This window comes from Thermophagus sp. OGC60D27 (assembly GCF_052400625.1).
GTDB lineage: Bacteria > Bacteroidota > Bacteroidia > Bacteroidales > Marinilabiliaceae > Thermophagus.
On record NZ_JBQTGH010000015.1, the window covers coordinates 33618 to 51674 of the forward strand.

Annotated in this window: 14 protein-coding genes; 7 read left to right on the plus strand and 7 right to left on the minus strand. The window is 43.4% G+C overall.

Annotation, left to right across the window (positions count from 1 at the left end; translation table 11 throughout):
- Positions 1–7: 7 nt before the first annotated feature.
- Positions 8–1063, minus strand: a complete 1056-nt coding sequence (gene rfbB / locus ACT29H_RS15130; protein WP_444822491.1) for a dTDP-glucose 4,6-dehydratase — start codon at positions 1061–1063, stop codon at positions 8–10.
- Position 1064: 1 nt separating this feature from the next.
- The gene (galE, locus tag ACT29H_RS15135; protein WP_444822492.1) at positions 1065–2093 is read right to left on the minus strand and encodes a UDP-glucose 4-epimerase GalE; all 1029 of its coding nucleotides are present in this window, start codon (positions 2091–2093) and stop codon (positions 1065–1067) included.
- A 291-nt stretch (positions 2094–2384) separates the two neighbouring features.
- On the opposite strand from galE, the gene ACT29H_RS15140 reads away from it, so the two are divergent.
- Positions 2385–3347 (plus strand): SPOR domain-containing protein, encoded by a 963-nt coding sequence (locus ACT29H_RS15140; protein WP_444822493.1) that lies wholly within the window; start codon positions 2385–2387, stop codon positions 3345–3347.
- A 367-nt stretch (positions 3348–3714) separates the two neighbouring features.
- On the opposite strand, the gene metG is transcribed toward ACT29H_RS15140, so the two are convergent.
- Positions 3715–5790: a methionine--tRNA ligase gene (gene metG, locus ACT29H_RS15145; RefSeq protein WP_444822520.1), complete on the minus strand. Its 2076-nt coding sequence runs from the start codon at positions 5788–5790 to the stop codon at positions 3715–3717.
- Positions 5791–5904: 114 nt separating this feature from the next.
- On the opposite strand from metG, the gene ACT29H_RS15150 reads away from it, so the two are divergent.
- The 3 genes from ACT29H_RS15150 (at position 5905) to ACT29H_RS15160 (ending at position 7813) form a co-directional block, all read left to right on the plus strand.
- Positions 5905–6816: a S66 peptidase family protein gene (locus tag ACT29H_RS15150; RefSeq protein WP_444822494.1), complete on the plus strand. Its 912-nt coding sequence runs from the start codon at positions 5905–5907 to the stop codon at positions 6814–6816.
- Between the two features lie 66 nt (positions 6817–6882).
- Entirely contained in the window at positions 6883–7251 is a 369-nt protein-coding gene (locus ACT29H_RS15155; RefSeq protein WP_444822495.1) for a YraN family protein, read from the plus strand.
- A gap of 208 nt (positions 7252–7459) precedes the next feature.
- The gene (locus ACT29H_RS15160; protein ID WP_444822496.1) at positions 7460–7813 is read left to right on the plus strand and encodes an MmcQ/YjbR family DNA-binding protein; all 354 of its coding nucleotides are present in this window, start codon (positions 7460–7462) and stop codon (positions 7811–7813) included.
- Positions 7814–7823: 10 nt separating this feature from the next.
- On the opposite strand, the gene ACT29H_RS15165 is transcribed toward ACT29H_RS15160, so the two are convergent.
- From ACT29H_RS15165 to ACT29H_RS15175, 3 genes are read right to left on the minus strand one after another with little or no spacing between them, the layout of a single operon-like run.
- Positions 7824–10196 carry a penicillin-binding protein 1A gene (locus ACT29H_RS15165; RefSeq protein ID WP_444822497.1) on the minus strand — a complete coding sequence of 791 codons (2373 nt, stop codon included), beginning with the start codon at positions 10194–10196 and terminating at the stop codon, positions 7824–7826.
- Positions 10197–10203: 7 nt separating this feature from the next.
- The gene (locus ACT29H_RS15170; RefSeq protein ID WP_444822498.1) at positions 10204–11214 is read right to left on the minus strand and encodes an NAD-dependent epimerase/dehydratase family protein; all 1011 of its coding nucleotides are present in this window, start codon (positions 11212–11214) and stop codon (positions 10204–10206) included.
- 19 nt (positions 11215–11233) lie between these two features.
- Complete coding sequence (locus ACT29H_RS15175) at positions 11234–11641, minus strand: OsmC family protein (RefSeq protein WP_444822499.1); 408 nt, start codon at positions 11639–11641, stop codon at positions 11234–11236.
- A gap of 140 nt (positions 11642–11781) precedes the next feature.
- Here ACT29H_RS15175 and ACT29H_RS15180 point away from each other — a divergent pair, with 140 nt between their 5' ends.
- The 3 genes from ACT29H_RS15180 (at position 11782) to ACT29H_RS15190 (ending at position 15671) form a co-directional block, all read left to right on the plus strand.
- Entirely contained in the window at positions 11782–12393 is a 612-nt protein-coding gene (locus ACT29H_RS15180; RefSeq protein ID WP_444822500.1) for a riboflavin synthase, read from the plus strand.
- A gap of 404 nt (positions 12394–12797) precedes the next feature.
- A complete protein-coding gene (locus tag ACT29H_RS15185) occupies positions 12798–14666 on the plus strand; it encodes an ATP-binding protein (RefSeq protein WP_444822501.1) in 1869 nt (622 codons plus the stop codon).
- A 108-nt stretch (positions 14667–14774) separates the two neighbouring features.
- Positions 14775–15671, plus strand: coding sequence for a polysaccharide deacetylase family protein (locus ACT29H_RS15190; RefSeq protein WP_444822502.1), 897 nt, complete (start codon positions 14775–14777; stop codon positions 15669–15671).
- Positions 15672–15825: 154 nt separating this feature from the next.
- Here the strand turns inward: ACT29H_RS15190 and ACT29H_RS15195 are convergent, their stop codons facing one another.
- Positions 15826–17925, minus strand: a complete 2100-nt coding sequence (locus ACT29H_RS15195; RefSeq protein WP_444822503.1) for a glycoside hydrolase family 97 protein — start codon at positions 17923–17925, stop codon at positions 15826–15828.
- Between the last annotated feature and the right edge of the window lie 132 nt (positions 17926–18057).

Genomic DNA, 18057 nt, shown 5'->3' on the forward strand with positions numbered 1-18057 from the left:
TATTCGTTCAGCGATTATCATATTGTTGCGCGTAATAGTTGGCATATTCGCCAGTTATTACGCTATTCAGCCACTCTTCATTATCGAGATACCATTTCACAGTTTTTTCCAACCCCTGTTCAAACTGAAGAGATGGTCGCCACCCCAATTCATTCATTAATTTAGAAGAATCGATGGCATAACGTTTATCATGTCCTGCACGGTCTTTCACAAAAGTGATCAGTTTTTCTGACTCTCCGGGTTTTCTGTTTAAGGCTTTATCCATAACCTGGCAAAGTTTACGAATCAAGTCGATATTGGTCCATTCATTGTTGCCGCCAATATTATACGTTTCACCGTTTTTCCCCTGATGGAAAATAAGGTCAATGGCGTTGGCATGATCTTCCACATAAAGCCAGTCCCTAACATTTTCTCCTTTCCCGTAAACAGGTATCAGTTTATTGTGCCGAATATTATTAATGGCCAGTGGTATCAATTTTTCTGGAAACTGATTCGGTCCATAATTATTGGAACAATTGGAGATCACCACCGGTAAGTTATAGGTATGATGCCATGCTCTAACCATGTGATCACTGCTGGCTTTTGAAGCAGAGTAAGGACTGCGGGGATCATAAGACGTCTCTTCGGTGAAATAACCGGTTGTCCCCAAAGAGCCATAAACCTCATCAGTAGAAATATGGTAGAATCTCTTCCCTTCCCAATTATCTTTCCACAATTCACGAGCCGCATTCAACAAGTTAACCGTTCCGATAACATTGGTACGAATAAATGCCAATGGATCACTTATTGACCGATCAACATGTGATTCTGCGGCCAGATGAATGACCCCTTCAGGACGATGCTCTCTAAATATACGAAGCATCTCGGCTCCATCGGTAATATCGCCTTTTATAAATGTATAATTGGGACGACCTTCTATATCTCGGAGATTTTCAAGGTTCCCTGCATAGGTCAAGGTATCCAGATTGAGAATTTTATAATCGGGATACTTATTAACCATAAGGCGAACCAAATGGGAGCCAATAAATCCTGCCCCACCTGTAATCAATATCGTTTTTTTCATATCACTTCAGGTTTCTGAGTTGCTTTTCCCATTCCCAAGCACTTTTAAGTGTTTCTTCCAGGGTCTTTTCCGCTTTCCATCCTAACTCGGCATTGGCATAAGAGGTATCTGCCCAAATTTTTTCAATATCTCCGGCCCTTCTGCCCGTAACAGAATATTTCAAATCAACACCGGTTACCTCAATAAAGGTTTTTACCAGTTGCATTACGGAATAACCTTCACCGGTGCCAATATTAAAGAATTCAAAAGATTCTTTTTGTTTATTATTAATCAGTCGATCAATGGCCACCACATGAGCTTTGGCCAGATCGACCACATTGATGTAGTCGCGGATGGCTGTTCCATCAGGGGTATTGTAATCATCTCCAAATATCTTAAGTTCGTCACGTATTCCCGCAGCGGTTTGGGTTATAAATGGAACCAAATTGTTGGGAACCCCTACGGGAAGCTCACCAATAAGCGCTGAAGGATGTGCTCCAATGGGATTAAAATACCGAAGGGCAATGCATTTAATATCTTTTGAAGCCTGACTAAAATCACGCATAATGTCTTCCGATATGGCTTTGGTATTTCCATAAGGCGACTCAGCCGGTTTGCGGGGCGTATCTTCAGTCACAGGCAATTTATCGGGTTGACCATAAACAGTGCAACTGGAACTGAACACCAAATTGGCAACCTCATGTCTCTTCATATTTTCCAGAAGATTCATCAATGACACCAAATTATTACGATAGTATTCGAGAGGCTTTTCAACCGATTCGCCCACTGCTTTATAGGCCGCAAAATGAATGACCGCTTCTATATTCGGATACTTTTCAAAAAAGGCATTGGTCTTATCCCGATCAGTAAGATTAAACTTTTCGAATGCAGGACGCCTGCCGGTAATTTTTTCAATGGCATCCAACACTTCAATGCTTGAATTGGACAAATCGTCAACAATAACAACATCAAAGCCCTCATTTTGAAGTTCTACAACTGTGTGAGAACCGATGTACCCGGTTCCCCCGGTTACCAAGATTTGTTTGCTCATTTTCAGATTTATTTTAATTACACCCTCTTTTATCAATACAATCTGCTCTATATAGTTTGTAAAATTAAGAAAAGGAAACGAATCCAGGGCAAAGAAACATTAAGTAAAACAAAAATCGAAATGGAAATTGCGTCCTGTATCTTTTCAACAACAGAACTCATTTCACCTTTCGTTTAAATTTTTGATTTAGACCCTGAAATACCTAAGACTTGAATTGGTTGTCAACAACTTATCAACAGGTGTTTAAAACAATTTTAAGCAATTGGCGTATAAATTATTTAAATTTGCAATATGGCAAGAATAGAAAAGTATATATTGGATTTATTGACCCGGCACGATTGCGTCATCGTTCCCGGTCTGGGTGGGTTTGTTGCCAACTACAAACCGGCGGTCATCGTTGAGGAACGTAATCTTTTTCAACCTCCCAAAAAAGAGATTGGCTTTAACCGAAGTTTGTCTCACAACGACGGACTTCTAATAAACCATATCTGCTTAATGGAGAAGGTCTCTTGGGATAAAAGTACCGAACAGATCAAACATTTCATTACCCATTTCCAAGATAGAATCAATCGAGGTGAAACTGTTGCTTTAGAAGGCATTGGAACTTTCAGAACCGATGCCCTAAAAAATCTTCAATTCACACCGAACCATAGAAATCAACTTTTGCCTGATGCGTATGGTCTTTTTGAATTTCATTTTGAACCCATTCAGGATATTGCGATCCGGCAAAGACAAGAAGAACCGGTCAGACGATTATTGCGAAGTCGTTCGCCCAGATACTGGAGCTCAGTGGCTGCCATGATCGCAGGATTATTTCTTTTTACCCCTGAACTCAAAATGCCGGAACAACAACAAATCAATACCGGTCATTTAATTTCGGCTGTAACAGAAATTCATTCAAACAATGAAAATATAGCAAAAGCGGATATTGAATTCCCTGCCACCAAAAATCTTAACCACCAAGAAAAGATTCAGGAACCAACGACCATGGTTTCCCCGATCACTCCGGCAGAGGCCACCCCAAAACCCTTTCATTTAATTGTGGCAAGTTTCAAGGAAGAAATACCGGCGTTGCAATCTGTTAAGCAACTGAAAATGGAAGGTTTTCCGGATGTCTCAATTCTTCGAAGTGAAAACGGACGTTTCAGAGTCACCCTGGAAGCTTTTGACAACAGAGAAAAAGCAGTGAACAGACTGATGGATTTAAGAAAAACCGAGCAATTTAAAAGCGTATGGTTACTTAGCCATAAATAGCATTATTCTCTTGTTAAACAAAAAAAGAGGCTGCCTTGTCCAACGGACAAAACAGCCTCTTTTTCATCGGTATAAAAATTGGTTAATCCATTGGTCTGATGGCACTCGCATGGCTTAGGCAATTTTATACATATTCTATTGTGGCAAAAAGCCGCCATGCTCGTTTCATTCGTCCATTTTGAAAATAGGGTATAAATTGGGGCCTACTCTTTCAATATTGAAAAAATTTTAATTGCCCCGGGGCCACATAACTTACCCCTAAACTCAGATCCCCCAGACCTATTTCACACCCCTTTCGAAGCCATTGAAAATAAAATGCAGAAACGCCACAAAGCCATTCCGTACACAGACTTCTTGATTTGTCCAATTAGCTGATCTGAGAGCCGGCCTTTATTTTCGTGGTTGGGGCCACAAAGTCGAGTCTCCCATCAGCGTCTTCAGCCATTAATATCATCCCTTGCGATTCGATACCTCTGATTTTTCTCGGAGCCAAATTAACCAAAATACACACTTGCTGACCGATAATCTTTTCCGGCTCAAAATATCCTGCAATTCCGGAAACAACGGTTCTCTTGTCTATTCCTGTATCCACCTTAAGCTTAAGGAGTTTTTTGGTTTTAGGCACCTTCTCTGCTTCCAGAATGGTTCCAACCCGGATATCCATCTTTGTAAACTCCTCAAACGAAACATCCTCCTTCGCAGGTTCAGCTTCCTTATTATCAGCTTCATTGCTGACTTTGGTCCGGGCCAGACGGTCTAATTGTTCCTGTATTTTAGCATCCTCAATTTTCTCAAACAACAATTTTGCCTCTCCAATAGCATGCGAAGGACTAAGTAATTCTGTGTTTCCTCCATCCACCCATCGTGGCTCTGTCATATTAAGCATATCACGCATTTTTTGGGCAGTAAACGGAAGAAACGGCTCCATTACCACGGCAAGATTAGCGGTTATTTGAAGTGATACATTCAAAATTGTTTTTACACGTTCGACGTCGGTTTTGATCAATTTCCAGGGTTCTGTATCAGCCAAATATTTATTTCCCAGTCTGGCCAGACTCATAGCTTCACGCAATGCCTCCCTGAATTTAAAATGATCAAGGTTAGCGCTCACTCGTTTAACGATATCAGGAATGGCTTCCAGAGTCTGTGTATCCAAAACTTCTGTTTTTCCCTTCTCAGGAACGTTCCCCTCAAAATATTTATGCGTCAATACCACCGCCCTGTTAACAAAATTGCCCAGGATCGCCACCAGTTCATTATTATTACGAGCCTGAAAATCCTTCCATGTAAAATCATTATCCTTGGTTTCAGGGGCGTTGGCCGTTAAAACATACCGAAGAACATCCTGCTTCCCTTCAAAATCAACCAAATATTCATGAAGCCAGACAGCCCAGTTTCGCGAGGTTGATATTTTATCTCCTTCCAGATTTAGAAACTCATTGGCTGGAACATTATCCGGTAAGATAAATGAGCCCTCCGCTTTCAACATGGTTGGAAAAACAATACAATGAAATACAATATTATCCTTTCCTATGAAATGGATCATTCTAGTTTCAGGGTCTTTCCAGTATTTCTCCCAGTCGGGTGTCAGCTCTCTTGTTGCCGAGATATATCCAATAGGGGCATCGAACCACACATACAATACTTTTCCCTCAGCACCCTCTACAGGCACCGGGACTCCCCAATCAAGGTCTCGGCTTACAGCCCGGGGCTGAAGCCCCAAATCCAACCAGGATTTACATTGCCCGTAAACATTGGGTTTCCACTCTTTATGCTCTTTCAAAATCCACTTTTCCAGAAATTCTTGATAACGATCAAGCGGCAGATACCAATGTTTCGTTTTGCGAAGCTGAGGGGTGCTACCTGATATCACCGATCTGGGGTTAATCAAATCTGTGGCATTGAGTGAAGTCCCACAACTTTCACACTGATCGCCGTAAGCAGCAGGATTGTTACAATGTGGGCAGGTACCGGTAATATAACGGTCGGCCAAAAACTGTCCGGCTTCTTCGTCGTAATACTGATCGCTCTCTTTCTCTATAAAAACACCTTTATCATATAGTTTCTTAAAAAATTCAGAAGCCGTTTTATGATGTGTTGAATTGGAGGTGCGAGAATAAATATCAAAACTGATTCCAAATTTTTCAAAAGAATCTTTAATCAGCGTATGATACTTGTCCACCACATCCTGAGGAGAAACACCTTCTTTTCGTGCTTTCAGCGTAATAGGGACACCATGCTCATCCGATCCCCCGATATATAAGACATCGTCCCCCTTTAATCTCAGATACCTCACATAAATATCGGCTGGCACATAAACCCCGGCCAGATGGCCAATATGAACCGGACCGTTGGCATAGGGAAGGGCAGTAGTAACAAGTGTTCGTTTAAAATTCTTCATAATATTGTTTCTGACCTTATTATATATTTGTATTTCAAAAATTTAAATCGCAACCAACAACAAAAACAAAACAAAACCGAGCAGATAAGCCAGGTTTTGTTTAACTTCACAAAGATAACTAAAGATGTTAAATTCTTGTTCTCAAAGCAATAAGATATGTCGATTGCAAAACCACCCTTTATAAAAAAAGGTGCATTGTTTGGGCTTGTCGCGCCTGCCGGCAGAATAGATCCAAACATCATCCCCAAAACAGAAACCTTTCTAGAAACCCATGGTTTTCGCTGCAGAAAAGGGAATTATCTAACCGAAAACCACCACCAATTTTCCGGCACAGATGAACAACGGAGAAAGGATCTTCAAACGATGATCGACGATCCTGAAATAGAAGTAATATGGTGTTGTAGGGGAGGATATGGCACCATTCGCATCATTGAAGATTTGGATTTCTCAAAAATACCCGCTCGCCCAAAATGGCTGGTAGGGTTTAGCGACATCACAGTGCTTCACGCTACCCTGCAAAACAATTTCAATGCGGTATCTGTACACGGCCCCATGCCTGTTAACCTTCCCGACGATCCAACCGTTGGTGCGGAGTGGGACAGTTTACTGGGTTTACTCCAAGGTCATGATATGGTTTATCACACCGATCCCAACCGCTTTAATAGGGCTGGGACGGCAGCAGGACAACTCGTCGGAGGTAATCTCTCTCTTTTGTCCGCTCTAATCGGGTCAGCCTATGATTTCGATCCACGTGGAAAAATTCTTTTCATTGAAGAAGTGGGCGAACAAATCTATCATCTGGACCGTATGATGTATCATCTCAAACTAAGCAAAAAACTGGAATATCTGTCAGGACTCATCGTTGGCCACCTGACAGAAATGAATGAGGGAACCATCCCCTTTGGATATTCCGCACAAGAAGTGATTAGAGAGATGGTAGAACATTACGACTATCCCGTTTTATTCGATTTTCCTGCCGGACATGAATCTCCAAATGAACCAATACTCTTGGGAGCTCATGTCCACCTTCAGGTTGCTGACAACGGCGGATTGCTAGTATACCCATGAAGTTATCGGACTTTCTCCAAACTCAAAAAAAGAATCAATAAATCATGCCCAAAAAGCACATTATTCATGGCAAGACACAATGAACTTGGCAAAAAAGGGGAGGAAAAAGCCGCAGCTTACCTGCTCGATCAAGGATACATTATTGTGGCGCGGAACTACCGACACTTGCATTATGAAGTTGACATCATTGCATGGGACCATGACGAACTGGTTATGGTTGAAGTTCGAACTCGAACGTCTGAATACCATGAACATCCCAGAGACACCATCTCTCCGGCTAAAATCAACGCCATCGTTTCTGCTGCTGAGGCTTTTATTTTAGAACATGAATTGGACTGTCAAACCCGCTTCGATGTCATTTGTTGGCTTCCCAGCGAGGATGAGGACCAATGGCAAATGGAACATATTGTGGATGCATTTCGCCCCTCCCCTTAATCCTGTGAGAATAGAGGTGGTACAGGATGCACAGAGCAAAGTAAACCATCGCTCCCGAAACCTGTTTGTTAAATAAACATATACCTATAAAACGAGCATGACCAATAAGCGTTATCATAACTTCTCCCGCCCCATCGGGACAAGAGCATTCATAAAACGCAGCTATGCGAATCCTATTTAACCCATAACATAGACAATTCTCAAATAAATGAACATCGAAGAGCTTAGAAACTTTTGCCTTTCCCTACCCGCAACATCCGAAGATCTTCCCTTCGACGAGACCGCCCTTGTCTTTAAAGTTGGTCGCAAGATGTTTGTCCTGACCAGCCTGGATGGTCCCTTTTGGATCAACCTAAAATGTGACCCCGAAAAAGCCATTGAATTACGCGAACGGTACGCTGCTGTCAAACCCGGTTATCACATGAATAAAAGACACTGGAACACCATAGAAGTGGACGGATCGATACCTGATGATTTACTGAAACAATGGATCAAAGAATCATATGATTTGGTGGTAAAAGGTATGACACGGAAAGAACAAAAAGAGATCGGAACACTTTAGGAGCCTGATCCTATTGCTCTTTTCTTCTGAATATATCTTTCATCCTTTCCAGCAGGGATTTTCCTTTATCTTCTTTCTCCTCATCCTCTGCTTTTGAAGGATCTTCGCCATCGCTTTTTTGCTTTTTACCCCCAAATAAGCGTTCAAAGAAATTCAGATCAGGATCTTCCATCGAATAATCCGGACAGTCAACCTTTGAAATAAGTCCTTCTGGTAACGGATAGAAGCTGCGCCGGCCAATCCCCTGGTAGAAAGAAGACTGTTCTGTCTTCTGCATAAAACGCCCAAAAATGGGAAGCGCTGTATGGGCACCCTGTCCCAGTGACATGCTTCGAAATCGAATACCCGGATTATCGGCTCCCACCCAGGCTCCGGCAACCAGTCCGGGACTAAACCCAATAAACCACCCGTCTGCATTATTCTGAGTAGTACCCGTTTTGCCTGCCAACTGAGATCGAATGCCAAACAATCCCTTGAGAGACCTCGCCGTTCCCCGCTCCACCACCTGTTGTAACATGTGGACCATAAAACGGGCAGTACGCTCTTCAAAAGCAACGTCCCGCAACGCTGAAGGCTTGGCTTCATAAAGCACTTTTCCTTTCGCATCTTCAATACGCAACAGGCTTTGAAGTTCAATGCCATTCCCATAATTTGCAAAAGCGGTATAGGCTCCCACCATTTCATAGAGTGACAGTTCTGCCGTTCCCAGGCCAAGAGAGGGAACATCCGGCAGGTCACTTTCTATACCGGCCTTCCGCGCCAGATCGGCCACATCGTGGGCTCCCACATCCACAGTCAGTTCTGCAGTTACCGTATTGACGGAATGCACCAAAGCCCCCTGAACCGAATAATACCCATCATGATTCCCGTCACTGTTTACCGGCGACCAGTCATTAAACCGTTTATAAACCCGACGCTCATTGCTGATATAATCGCAAGGATCGTAACCTTCTTCCAATGCCGTAGCATAAACGAAAGGCTTAAAAGTACTCCCCACTTGTCGTTTTGACAAAACATGATCGTATTGGAAAAACTTATAATTTGTTCCTCCCACCCATGCCAGCACATGACCGGTAACCGGATCAACCGCCAAAAAACCTGCCTGAAGCTGTTGAATTGCCCATCCAACAGAATCGGCCGGCGACATCTCTACTTTTTGTTCTTGTCCGTTTTTTAGTATTACCATTTTGACGGGTTTCTCCATCTTCTGCATAATCTCATTTTCCGACAGCCCCTTTTCTTTAAGAGATTGATAGCGGACTGACTTTTTTATGGCGGACACATAAATTTCAGGATGTCCTTCCCAGGGATTTCGATTTCGCCAATGGTGGTCAAATTCCTTTTGCAGACGAACCATCTGGTTATTCACCGCCTCATTAGCAAAACGCTGAAGACGCGAATCGAGAGTCGTAAATATTTTCAGACCATCTTCATACAAATGAATGGAATCATTATACTGCTCCTTCAAAATTTTTTTTGCCTGTATGCGAATATGCTCAACAAAATACGGTGCTGGTCCGTCATCATGGTCAAGTACCCGGTAATTGAGGCCCAGAGGCAACCCCTTATAGGTTACCCCCTCTTCTTTTGAAAGAAATTCCTGCGCCACCATTCTGTCAATAACCGTATTACGTCTTTTTTTGCTTTTTTCGGGATGAAGGCGGGGATTATACAGAGTATTGGCAGCAAGCATTCCCACCAGCGTAGCGGCCTCATGCGGCTGCAGATCGGCCGATGATTTGCTGAAGAAGCGATTGGCGGCCACTTCAATGCCATAAATATTCTCTCCAAACGGAACGGTATTGAGATAAAGGTTAAGAATTTCTGCTTTGGTGTAAACCTCCTCTAATCGGGCTGCTGTAAACATTTCTCTGGATTTATTCACTAACAGAGAAAGAAACTTATAAGGACGCCGGGGATAAAGGTTCTTGGCCAACTGCTGGCTAATGGTACTACCTCCCCCCTGCCGCCGGTCTCCTAACAACACAGAATGCAGAAAAACCCTCCCCATACTAATATAATCAAGCCCTTTGTGTTCAAAGAAACGACTATCCTCCGTGGCAATAAGGGCATGAATAACATGCTCCGAAATATCTTTGTTTTCGATATGTCTTCGGTTTTCGATAAAAAATTTACCAATCATCACCCCATCGGCCGAATAAACCTCGGACGCCGTGTGATTGGAAACCCGCTTCAATTCATCCTTCGACGGAATAGGCCCGAACAAGCCAAGGTATACCAGAAGTAATAGCGCACCCAAAAAAGCAATCGCCCCTATCAGCAGTTTAAAAGTTATCCGTAGCAACCAATTTCTAAAACGAACCAAGCCGCTTTTCCCGGATGAAGAATTTCCTTTTGATTTTGCAGTCTTTGTACGACTCATGAATAGTTTATTGTCTGGAGTTATACCATTTTATAGTGTTCTCAATCGCCTCGTCAATGGAACGAAATGAGAATCCAAAGCGTTTGGAAAATTTTTCGGCAGAATAATACGACTTGTTATGGGCGGCATTGGCGGTGTCCTTTGTAATAGCGGGTGCTTTCCCCACAATGAGACACAACAAATGGTTCAATCGCCAGCCTATATCCGCCATCCAAGGTCGGGCATTGATAAAGGGAGGTCGTCTATTCAGAGAATGTGCTACCTTGGAAAAAAATTCCTTAAACGATAAGTTTTCGCCATTCAGAATAAACCGTTCATTTACCACGTCGCTTTCCAGTAATAAGGATATACTCTCAGCCACATCCCGGACATCCACAAATCCGGTAACTCCGTAGGTATAAAAAGGCATCCCCTTCCGGACAGAATAAAATAGTTTTCCGCTGCTTCGTCGCCAATCTACCGGTCCAATAATAACCGAAGGATTAACGATGATAACGGGAAGTCCCTCTTTCGATGCCCGCCACACTTCCATTTCTGCCCTGAATTTGCTGTGAGAGTACGCCGATCGGTTCTCGTCGGGCTGCCACTCCACGTTTTCGTCCACCTCTTTACCATCCGGATGACGGCCCAAACTTGAGATGGAACTAACATATACTAATTTTTTTACCCCTTTATCCAGACAGGCATTCACCAAATTCGCCGTACCACCGGCATTAACCTTCAACATTCTGCCGGCTTCACCGGGATTAAAGGACACTTTTGCCGCAGCATGAACCACATAATTCACGCCATTAAGCATCTCCTCAATGGAGAAATAATCTTCCAGATCAGCATCCACCCATTCCACCTTTGCCAATAACGCGGCAGCATTCTCCTTTGCATAATATTTAAAAATAGCCTCAACCTGCCCAAGGTCACTGGTCTCGCGTTTTGCGGCCCTAACTTTATGCCCCTTGGATGTTAACGAAAACAGAACATGCGATCCAACGAGTCCTGTTGCTCCCGTCAGCAATATCATATCATAAACAATTAATATTCTACCAATAAAAACGAATCGTCTGTTTTAACTCCGAAGAAAGACTCAGAGGAACCGGACTGGTACCGGCAACACCCTCAATAATCTGTTTTTCCTTTTCCGAATAAACTTTTGGGGGGAAGAAGAACTCAACCACCACTTCCTTGACTTTTCTGGGACTTTCCGACATCATCTTGGTGATTTCCACTTCCGTTCCTTCTATGTCTATTCCATGATCTTCCGCCACAATTCCCATAATCGTCGTAATGCAACATCCCAGAGAAGTTGCCAACAGATCCGTGGGAGAAAACGATTCTCCTTTTCCCCTGTTGTCAACCGGTGCATCGGTAATGATTTTGGTCCCCGATTGCAGATGGGTGTTTTCCACTCGTAAGTTACCCAGATAGCGACTTTTAACAGTTACCGGCATAAAGATATGTTTTAAGGATTGTTCTTCTACAAAAATTGTTTCTAATTTAGCGATTTCCTAAATATAAAAAACAGAAAAATTCAAATTATGTTTCTTAACCCACATATTGCCTAAATAATTAAAAACAAAATTATTTCATTATGTTTTCAGGAATCATTGAAGAGGCGGCTACAGTGGTAGCAGTAGAAAAAGACAAAGGTAACGTTCATTTGACATTAAGATGCTCTTTTACCCATGAATTAAAAATTGATCAGAGCGTTTCACACAATGGGGTTTGTCTGACCGTGGTAAAAAAAGAGGGCGACACCTATACGGTCACTGCCATCCGCGAAACATTGGAAAAATCGAACCTGGGACTGCTGAGTGTAGGGGATAAAGTAAATATTGAGCGCAGTATGCTCCTCAATGGACGTCTGGACGGCCACATTGTACAGGGCCATGTGGATCAGACGGCCAGGTGTGTCGAAGTGAAAGAAGCCGATGGAAGTTGGTACTTCACCTTTCAGTACCAAACCGACAAAGAGAAAGCGGCCATGGGCTATCTCACCGTTGAGAAAGGATCGGTCTGCGTCAACGGGGTGAGCCTGACCGTTGTCAATAGCCGGGACAATCAGTTTTCTGTAGCCATCATTCCCTACACATACGAACACACCAATTTTCATCAGATTAAGGAAGGAACGGTGGTCAATCTTGAGTTTGATATCGTCGGAAAATATATTAGTCGAATCCAGCATTTCAGGGATACTCAATAAAAGCCTTCTTCTCAAGCGGCACAAACAACGATGATTTGCTGCCGCTTATGTTAATCTATGATTTATCCGAATTGTTAAACACCCTGTTTCTCCAATTAGAGAAAATGGTCTGTTTCGACCATCAATTTGCCATCCCCATTTAAAATGGCTCATCCTGCAACCCCGGCTCTTTTGATCGCCAAGAAGTTTCAACAACTCTTGTCAATGTGTTTTCCAAAACAATAAAACAAAATATCCCAATCGACTTCTTAGGTAAAATATTGATATTTCGTTAAATATTTAATCCTTAAAGGTAGCATTCATAAACTAATTTTATTATTTTGGCTTGTGACAAGCACCTTTACAGCTCATCCGAAAGAGGAATCTGCAATAAGAATTTTTTATTTATTAATCCAGACAAAACGATGTACGGTTTCAGACGAAAGCTTACGGTACTGATGGTAGCACTGGTCTCAATTGCTATGATACTGGCCGGTTTGCCCGGCATTTACCTGGCCAGGAAACAGGCCAGGGCGGATGCCATTCGTCTTATGGAACTACAAATGCAGATTACAACTCAAAATATTGAAAACCAATTCATACATCTAAAAGAGGTTTCTCTTGCCCTGGAGGCCGCATTTCGAAGCTCCTTTAATCCCGAGCAGCACTTCGTCGATGACAAAAGCCTCGATCAGTTCGAAAGCGAATTCCTGCCCCATGTAAAAGAAATTCTTCACCTAATGCGCCCCATGAGTTTGTGGTTCGTTTTTGATGGGGAAAAGATAGATGGCGACCATACCATTAGCTTTTTCGACCGCAAACAAAATGGCGTATATACCCGAAGTACAGAATACAACATCGCCCAAAAAGATCTTTTTCACCCTTCCATGCACTGGTGGACCCAGGCCATTGATCAGGGAGAAACCTGGACTTCCCCCTATTACTGGCCCGACTGGGACATGAATGTCATTTCCTATTCCAAGGCTATTTTTGCCGACTCTCTATTTATTGGTTGTCTGGGATCCGATTTCAATTTCGACCGGTTAAGTGCCTATCTCGATACCATTCAACTCTTTAAAACCGGGCAAATTTTACTATTTGACAACCATCATAATTTGGTATATCCACAAACAAATCAGACGCCATTCAAACCAATTTCCCAGACCTGGTTGGATTCCATTGGAAAAAACCGGAAAGATGTTATTCTGATCAATGAAGAAAATGGCATTCAATCCTCTGTGCTGGCTTTCGATTGTTTAAAAAACGGTTGGATGGTAGTCCTGGTCGTTTCACAAGATGAAATATTTGAGGACGTTTTCATATTAATCAGGGCACTGTTCTTTGTATTAATCGGCGGATTTTTAGTCGCACTTTTCCTGGCCCTCTATTTCAGTAAATACATTACGATGCCGATTAACACGCTATTGAATAGTTTCAGAAAAGCCACCGATGGCGATCTTAGCATCAGAGCGGACATCTCCAGCAGTGATGAAATGCAGGAACTGGGCGATCACTTTAATCTGATGATGAACTCGTTGGAAAGATCTTTCAATCAACTGGAAATTGCACAAAAAAAAATAACCATAGAAAAAGAACGGGCACAAGAATCAGATCATCTTAAATCCTCCTTCCTGGAAAATTTAAGCCATGAAATACGAACGCCCCTCATGGCCATTGTTGGCTTTTCAGAACTTATGGCCGATTCGCAATCCACTTCGGCAGAAAGGCGGGAATTCTTTGATCATATCGCAAGCAATAGCAGTAAACTGGTTCGTTTCATTGAAGACACGCTTCTCTTTGCGCAACTGGAAAAAGGGCAAACCCCGGTAAAAAAAGAACTCTTTATGGCCCGTGAGATCTTACGAGAGCTTCAGGAAGAATATGACCTCAAAAGAGCGAAAGAAAAACCGGATCTTTTTTTCCGGGTTTTAAGCGACGGGTGCGAAATACAACTGAATACCGACCCCAAGCTACTGAAGCGACTCATGGGCTATCTGCTTGACAATGCCTTCAAATACACCGATTCCGGTGGTGTGACATTAGTGTGCAGAAAAACGCCCTATCACTACGAGCTTAGTGTCTCCGACAGTGGCATTGGTATCCCTGATGATCAGACGGATATGGTTTTTAAAAAATTCTGCAAAGTAGCCGAATCCAAAGAAAAAGTTTACGACGGCGCCGGGATTGGTCTCACCAATGCTCGGGAAATTGTCCTACTGCTCGGCGGAACCATTGAACTTTCCTCTACTTACGGAGAAGGAACCACCGTTACCGTTTCATTGCCATTACATTAAAAACGATCTTAAAAAAAACATCGCATCAATTCTCTCTTACTCGAATTTTTTCAATTTTTCCCGCAAAACCCTCCTATCTTTGCATTGTATAATTACAAATTTCAAATTATGTCATTTCTGAGTAAACTCAATGCCCTGGACCTGTATCTTTCGGGACTACCATGGTTGTTTCGCCATTTTCTTCAGAAAAAAAAGGTCACCATCCTGATGTTTCATCATCCTTCTCCGGAATATTTTGACAAAGCCATCACAGCATTAAAAAAACGATACAATATCATTTCACTATCCCGGTTCATGGATACGACTCAGGCCAATAAATGGTCATTACCCGCCTATCCGCTTATTGTTACCCTTGATGACGGATGGGCTTCCAACTATGCCTTGCTGCCCGTCCTCGAAAAACATCAAATACCGGTCACCATCTTTCTGATGGCAGCGATGGCCAACACCAACCGTCATCCCTGGTTCTCTTTCGTCAACAATCAAAAACAAAAAAAAGAGCTGAAAACCGTTTCCAATTCCTCCAGAATCAGTGCTCTTAACCGAATGGGATTTGTCGAAACCAAAGAATACGACACACGACTGATTCTCAACAAAGAAGAAATCGTGGACATGCAGCAATCCGGGCTGGTGGAATTCGGATCTCACACCCTCTTTCATCCCATTTTACCCCACTGTAATGACAACACCGCCCTGGAAGAGATCCAACTTTCGAAAAAGAAAACGGAAGAACTCACCGGCAAGCCTTGTCGCTTCTTCTCCTTCCCCAACGGCGATTACAGTGAACGCGACATCCGCCTGTGCAAAAAAGCCGGTTACGAAGCCGCCGTAACCCTCGATGTGGGCTACAACAGCAGAAACGACGACCCCTTCCGTTTAAAACGCATCTCCGTTCCGGATAACGCCACCATTTCGGAACTGCTGGTCAAAGCCTCCGGATTCTGGGCCTTCTTTAAAGTATTAGTGCACAAACAAAAACAGTCACGAAGACACAGTGGACTATAGTGGTTAGATTTTTAGATGTTAGATCTATAGATTTAAGATAAGGATATACAGAAAAGTTTAGAATTAAAAAAAGTGGGGTATCAGCATATTTATGCGTACCCCACTTTCGGTTTTTCTAACGGCCCGGTTGCCTCATAGTGTTATTTCCTATAGTTTACTTCTCAATAATAGAGATGGCATATCCTCCACCGGGTGCACATTTTATGGTTAGTTTGGTTTTACTGGTCACCGTCCGTTTTTTAATCTCATAAGCCTGCGGGTTGGTTTTGTAGTGGGCATCTTTGGCGTCGGAGTAGATGGTGGCCTCATATTTTTTGCCGGGTTCAAGGAAATCCAGTTGGATTTTGGAAACGCGGGCTGTTTCGTCGTTGGTACGTCCCACGAACCAGTTTCCTGTACCTTTTTCTTTACGGGCATAGGTGATAAAGTCGCCCGGTTCGGCTTCCAGCACTTTGGTATCATCCCATTCCACCGGAACATCTTTGATAAACTGGAAAGCATCCATAAAGCGATTGTAATTTTCCGGAAGGTCGGCAGCCATCTGCAGCGGACTGTACATGGTGACATACAGTGCCAGCTGACGAGCAAGGGTGGTATTGGCATGCGAGTCATTGTCGGGATTGAGTTTGCTGATATCCTGCTCGAAGATCCCCGGCGTATAATCCATCGGTCCGCCAATCAAACGCGTAAACGGCAAAATCGTGGTATGGTCGGGATGGCTTCCGCCAAAGGCTTCAAACTCGGTGCCGCGGGCCGACTCATTGCCGATAAGGTTCGGATAGGTGCGGCAAAGACCGGTGGGCCGAACCGCTTCATGGGCATTGACCATGATTTTATACTCTGCAGCTTTTTTTACGGCATACAAATAGTGATCGACCATCCATTGTCCGTAATGGTGTTCACCACGAGGAATAATATTGCCCACATAACCACTCTTCACGGCATTGTAGTTGTTGTCAACCATAAACTGATAGGCTTTGTCGAGATGCCGCTCATAATTACGAACAGAGCTGGAAGTCTCGTGATGCATCATCAGTCGCACCCCTTTGCTTTTGGCATAATCGCGCAGCTCTTCCAGATGGAAGTCGGGATAAGGGGTAAGAAAATCAAACACATATTCTTTGGATTTTCCGTACCAGTCTTCCCAGCCAATATTCCAACCTTCAACCAGCACCTGGTCAAAGCCGTGTTCGGCAGCAAAGTCGATGGTTTTTTTCACATTTGGCGTGTTGGCGCCATGCCGCCCGTTGGGCGTCACCCTGGAATAGTCGGTCTCACCCAGTTTCACCGAAGGCAGGTCGCAATAGGCCCAGGAACTTTTACCGGTGATCATTTCCCACCAAACACCCACATATTTTACCGGTTCGATCCATGAAACATCCTCATAGGCACAGGGGTCATTCAGATTCAGCGTAATATTGGAAAGCAAAATGTCGCCGGCATTCTTACTGGCAATAACGGTGCGCCAGGGGGTATGGGTGGGGGCCTGCATATAAGCCATATTTCCCAGAACATCGGGCGTCAGATGGGCCTCAAAAATCATGTTTTTATCATCCAGTTCCAGATGCATACAGGAATAGTTCACCAGCGCCGCCTCATGCAGGTTGATGTATAGGCCGTCGTCGGTTTTCATCATCAAAGCGGTTTGAACCCCGGTATCCGAGAACGGCGTTTGAGAGGCATTGGGAGAAATGGCACTCTTCATCAGCTTTCGGATTTCCGACAGTCTGGAGGTTGTATAATCATATTCCTGTGTGTCATAATCGCCGGGTATCCAATAGGCTGTATGATCACCGGTCATGGCAAACTGGGTCTTCTCATCGGTCACCACAAAATAGGTCAGATTGTCCTGTTGCGGAAACTCATAACGAAAGCCCAGCCCATCGTTGAAAAGACGAAAACGAATGACCATCATACGTTCAGGATCATTCTGCTTCAACGTTACCGCCATTTCATTGTAATGGTTTCGGATTTCCTTAAACTCACCCCATACGGGTTGCCAGGTCTCATCGAAGGAACTCTCATCCACCCGGATGAGTTGAAAGTCGCCGGTCAACGGTTTCATATCTTTGATTTCCAACCCCAGCCGGCTTTCTCCAATAACCTGTTGACCCTCGAGAGTCAGTTGATAGACCGGAATTCCTCCTTTTACTTCAAACTGAAGATGGAAACGCCCATCAGGAGATTGCAATTCAGCAGAATGCGCCCAAACGGTCATGACCAGCATCATTAATATACCTGTCAATTGCTTCATAACAATTCTGTTTTTGGATTATTCATAAAACTTTAATTATCAATAATCCAAAGATACCTAAAAGGAGATTATTTTCGGACTGATATCTATAAGATCCGGGGACAGGCCGTGCCCAAGGCCATCCAACATTTC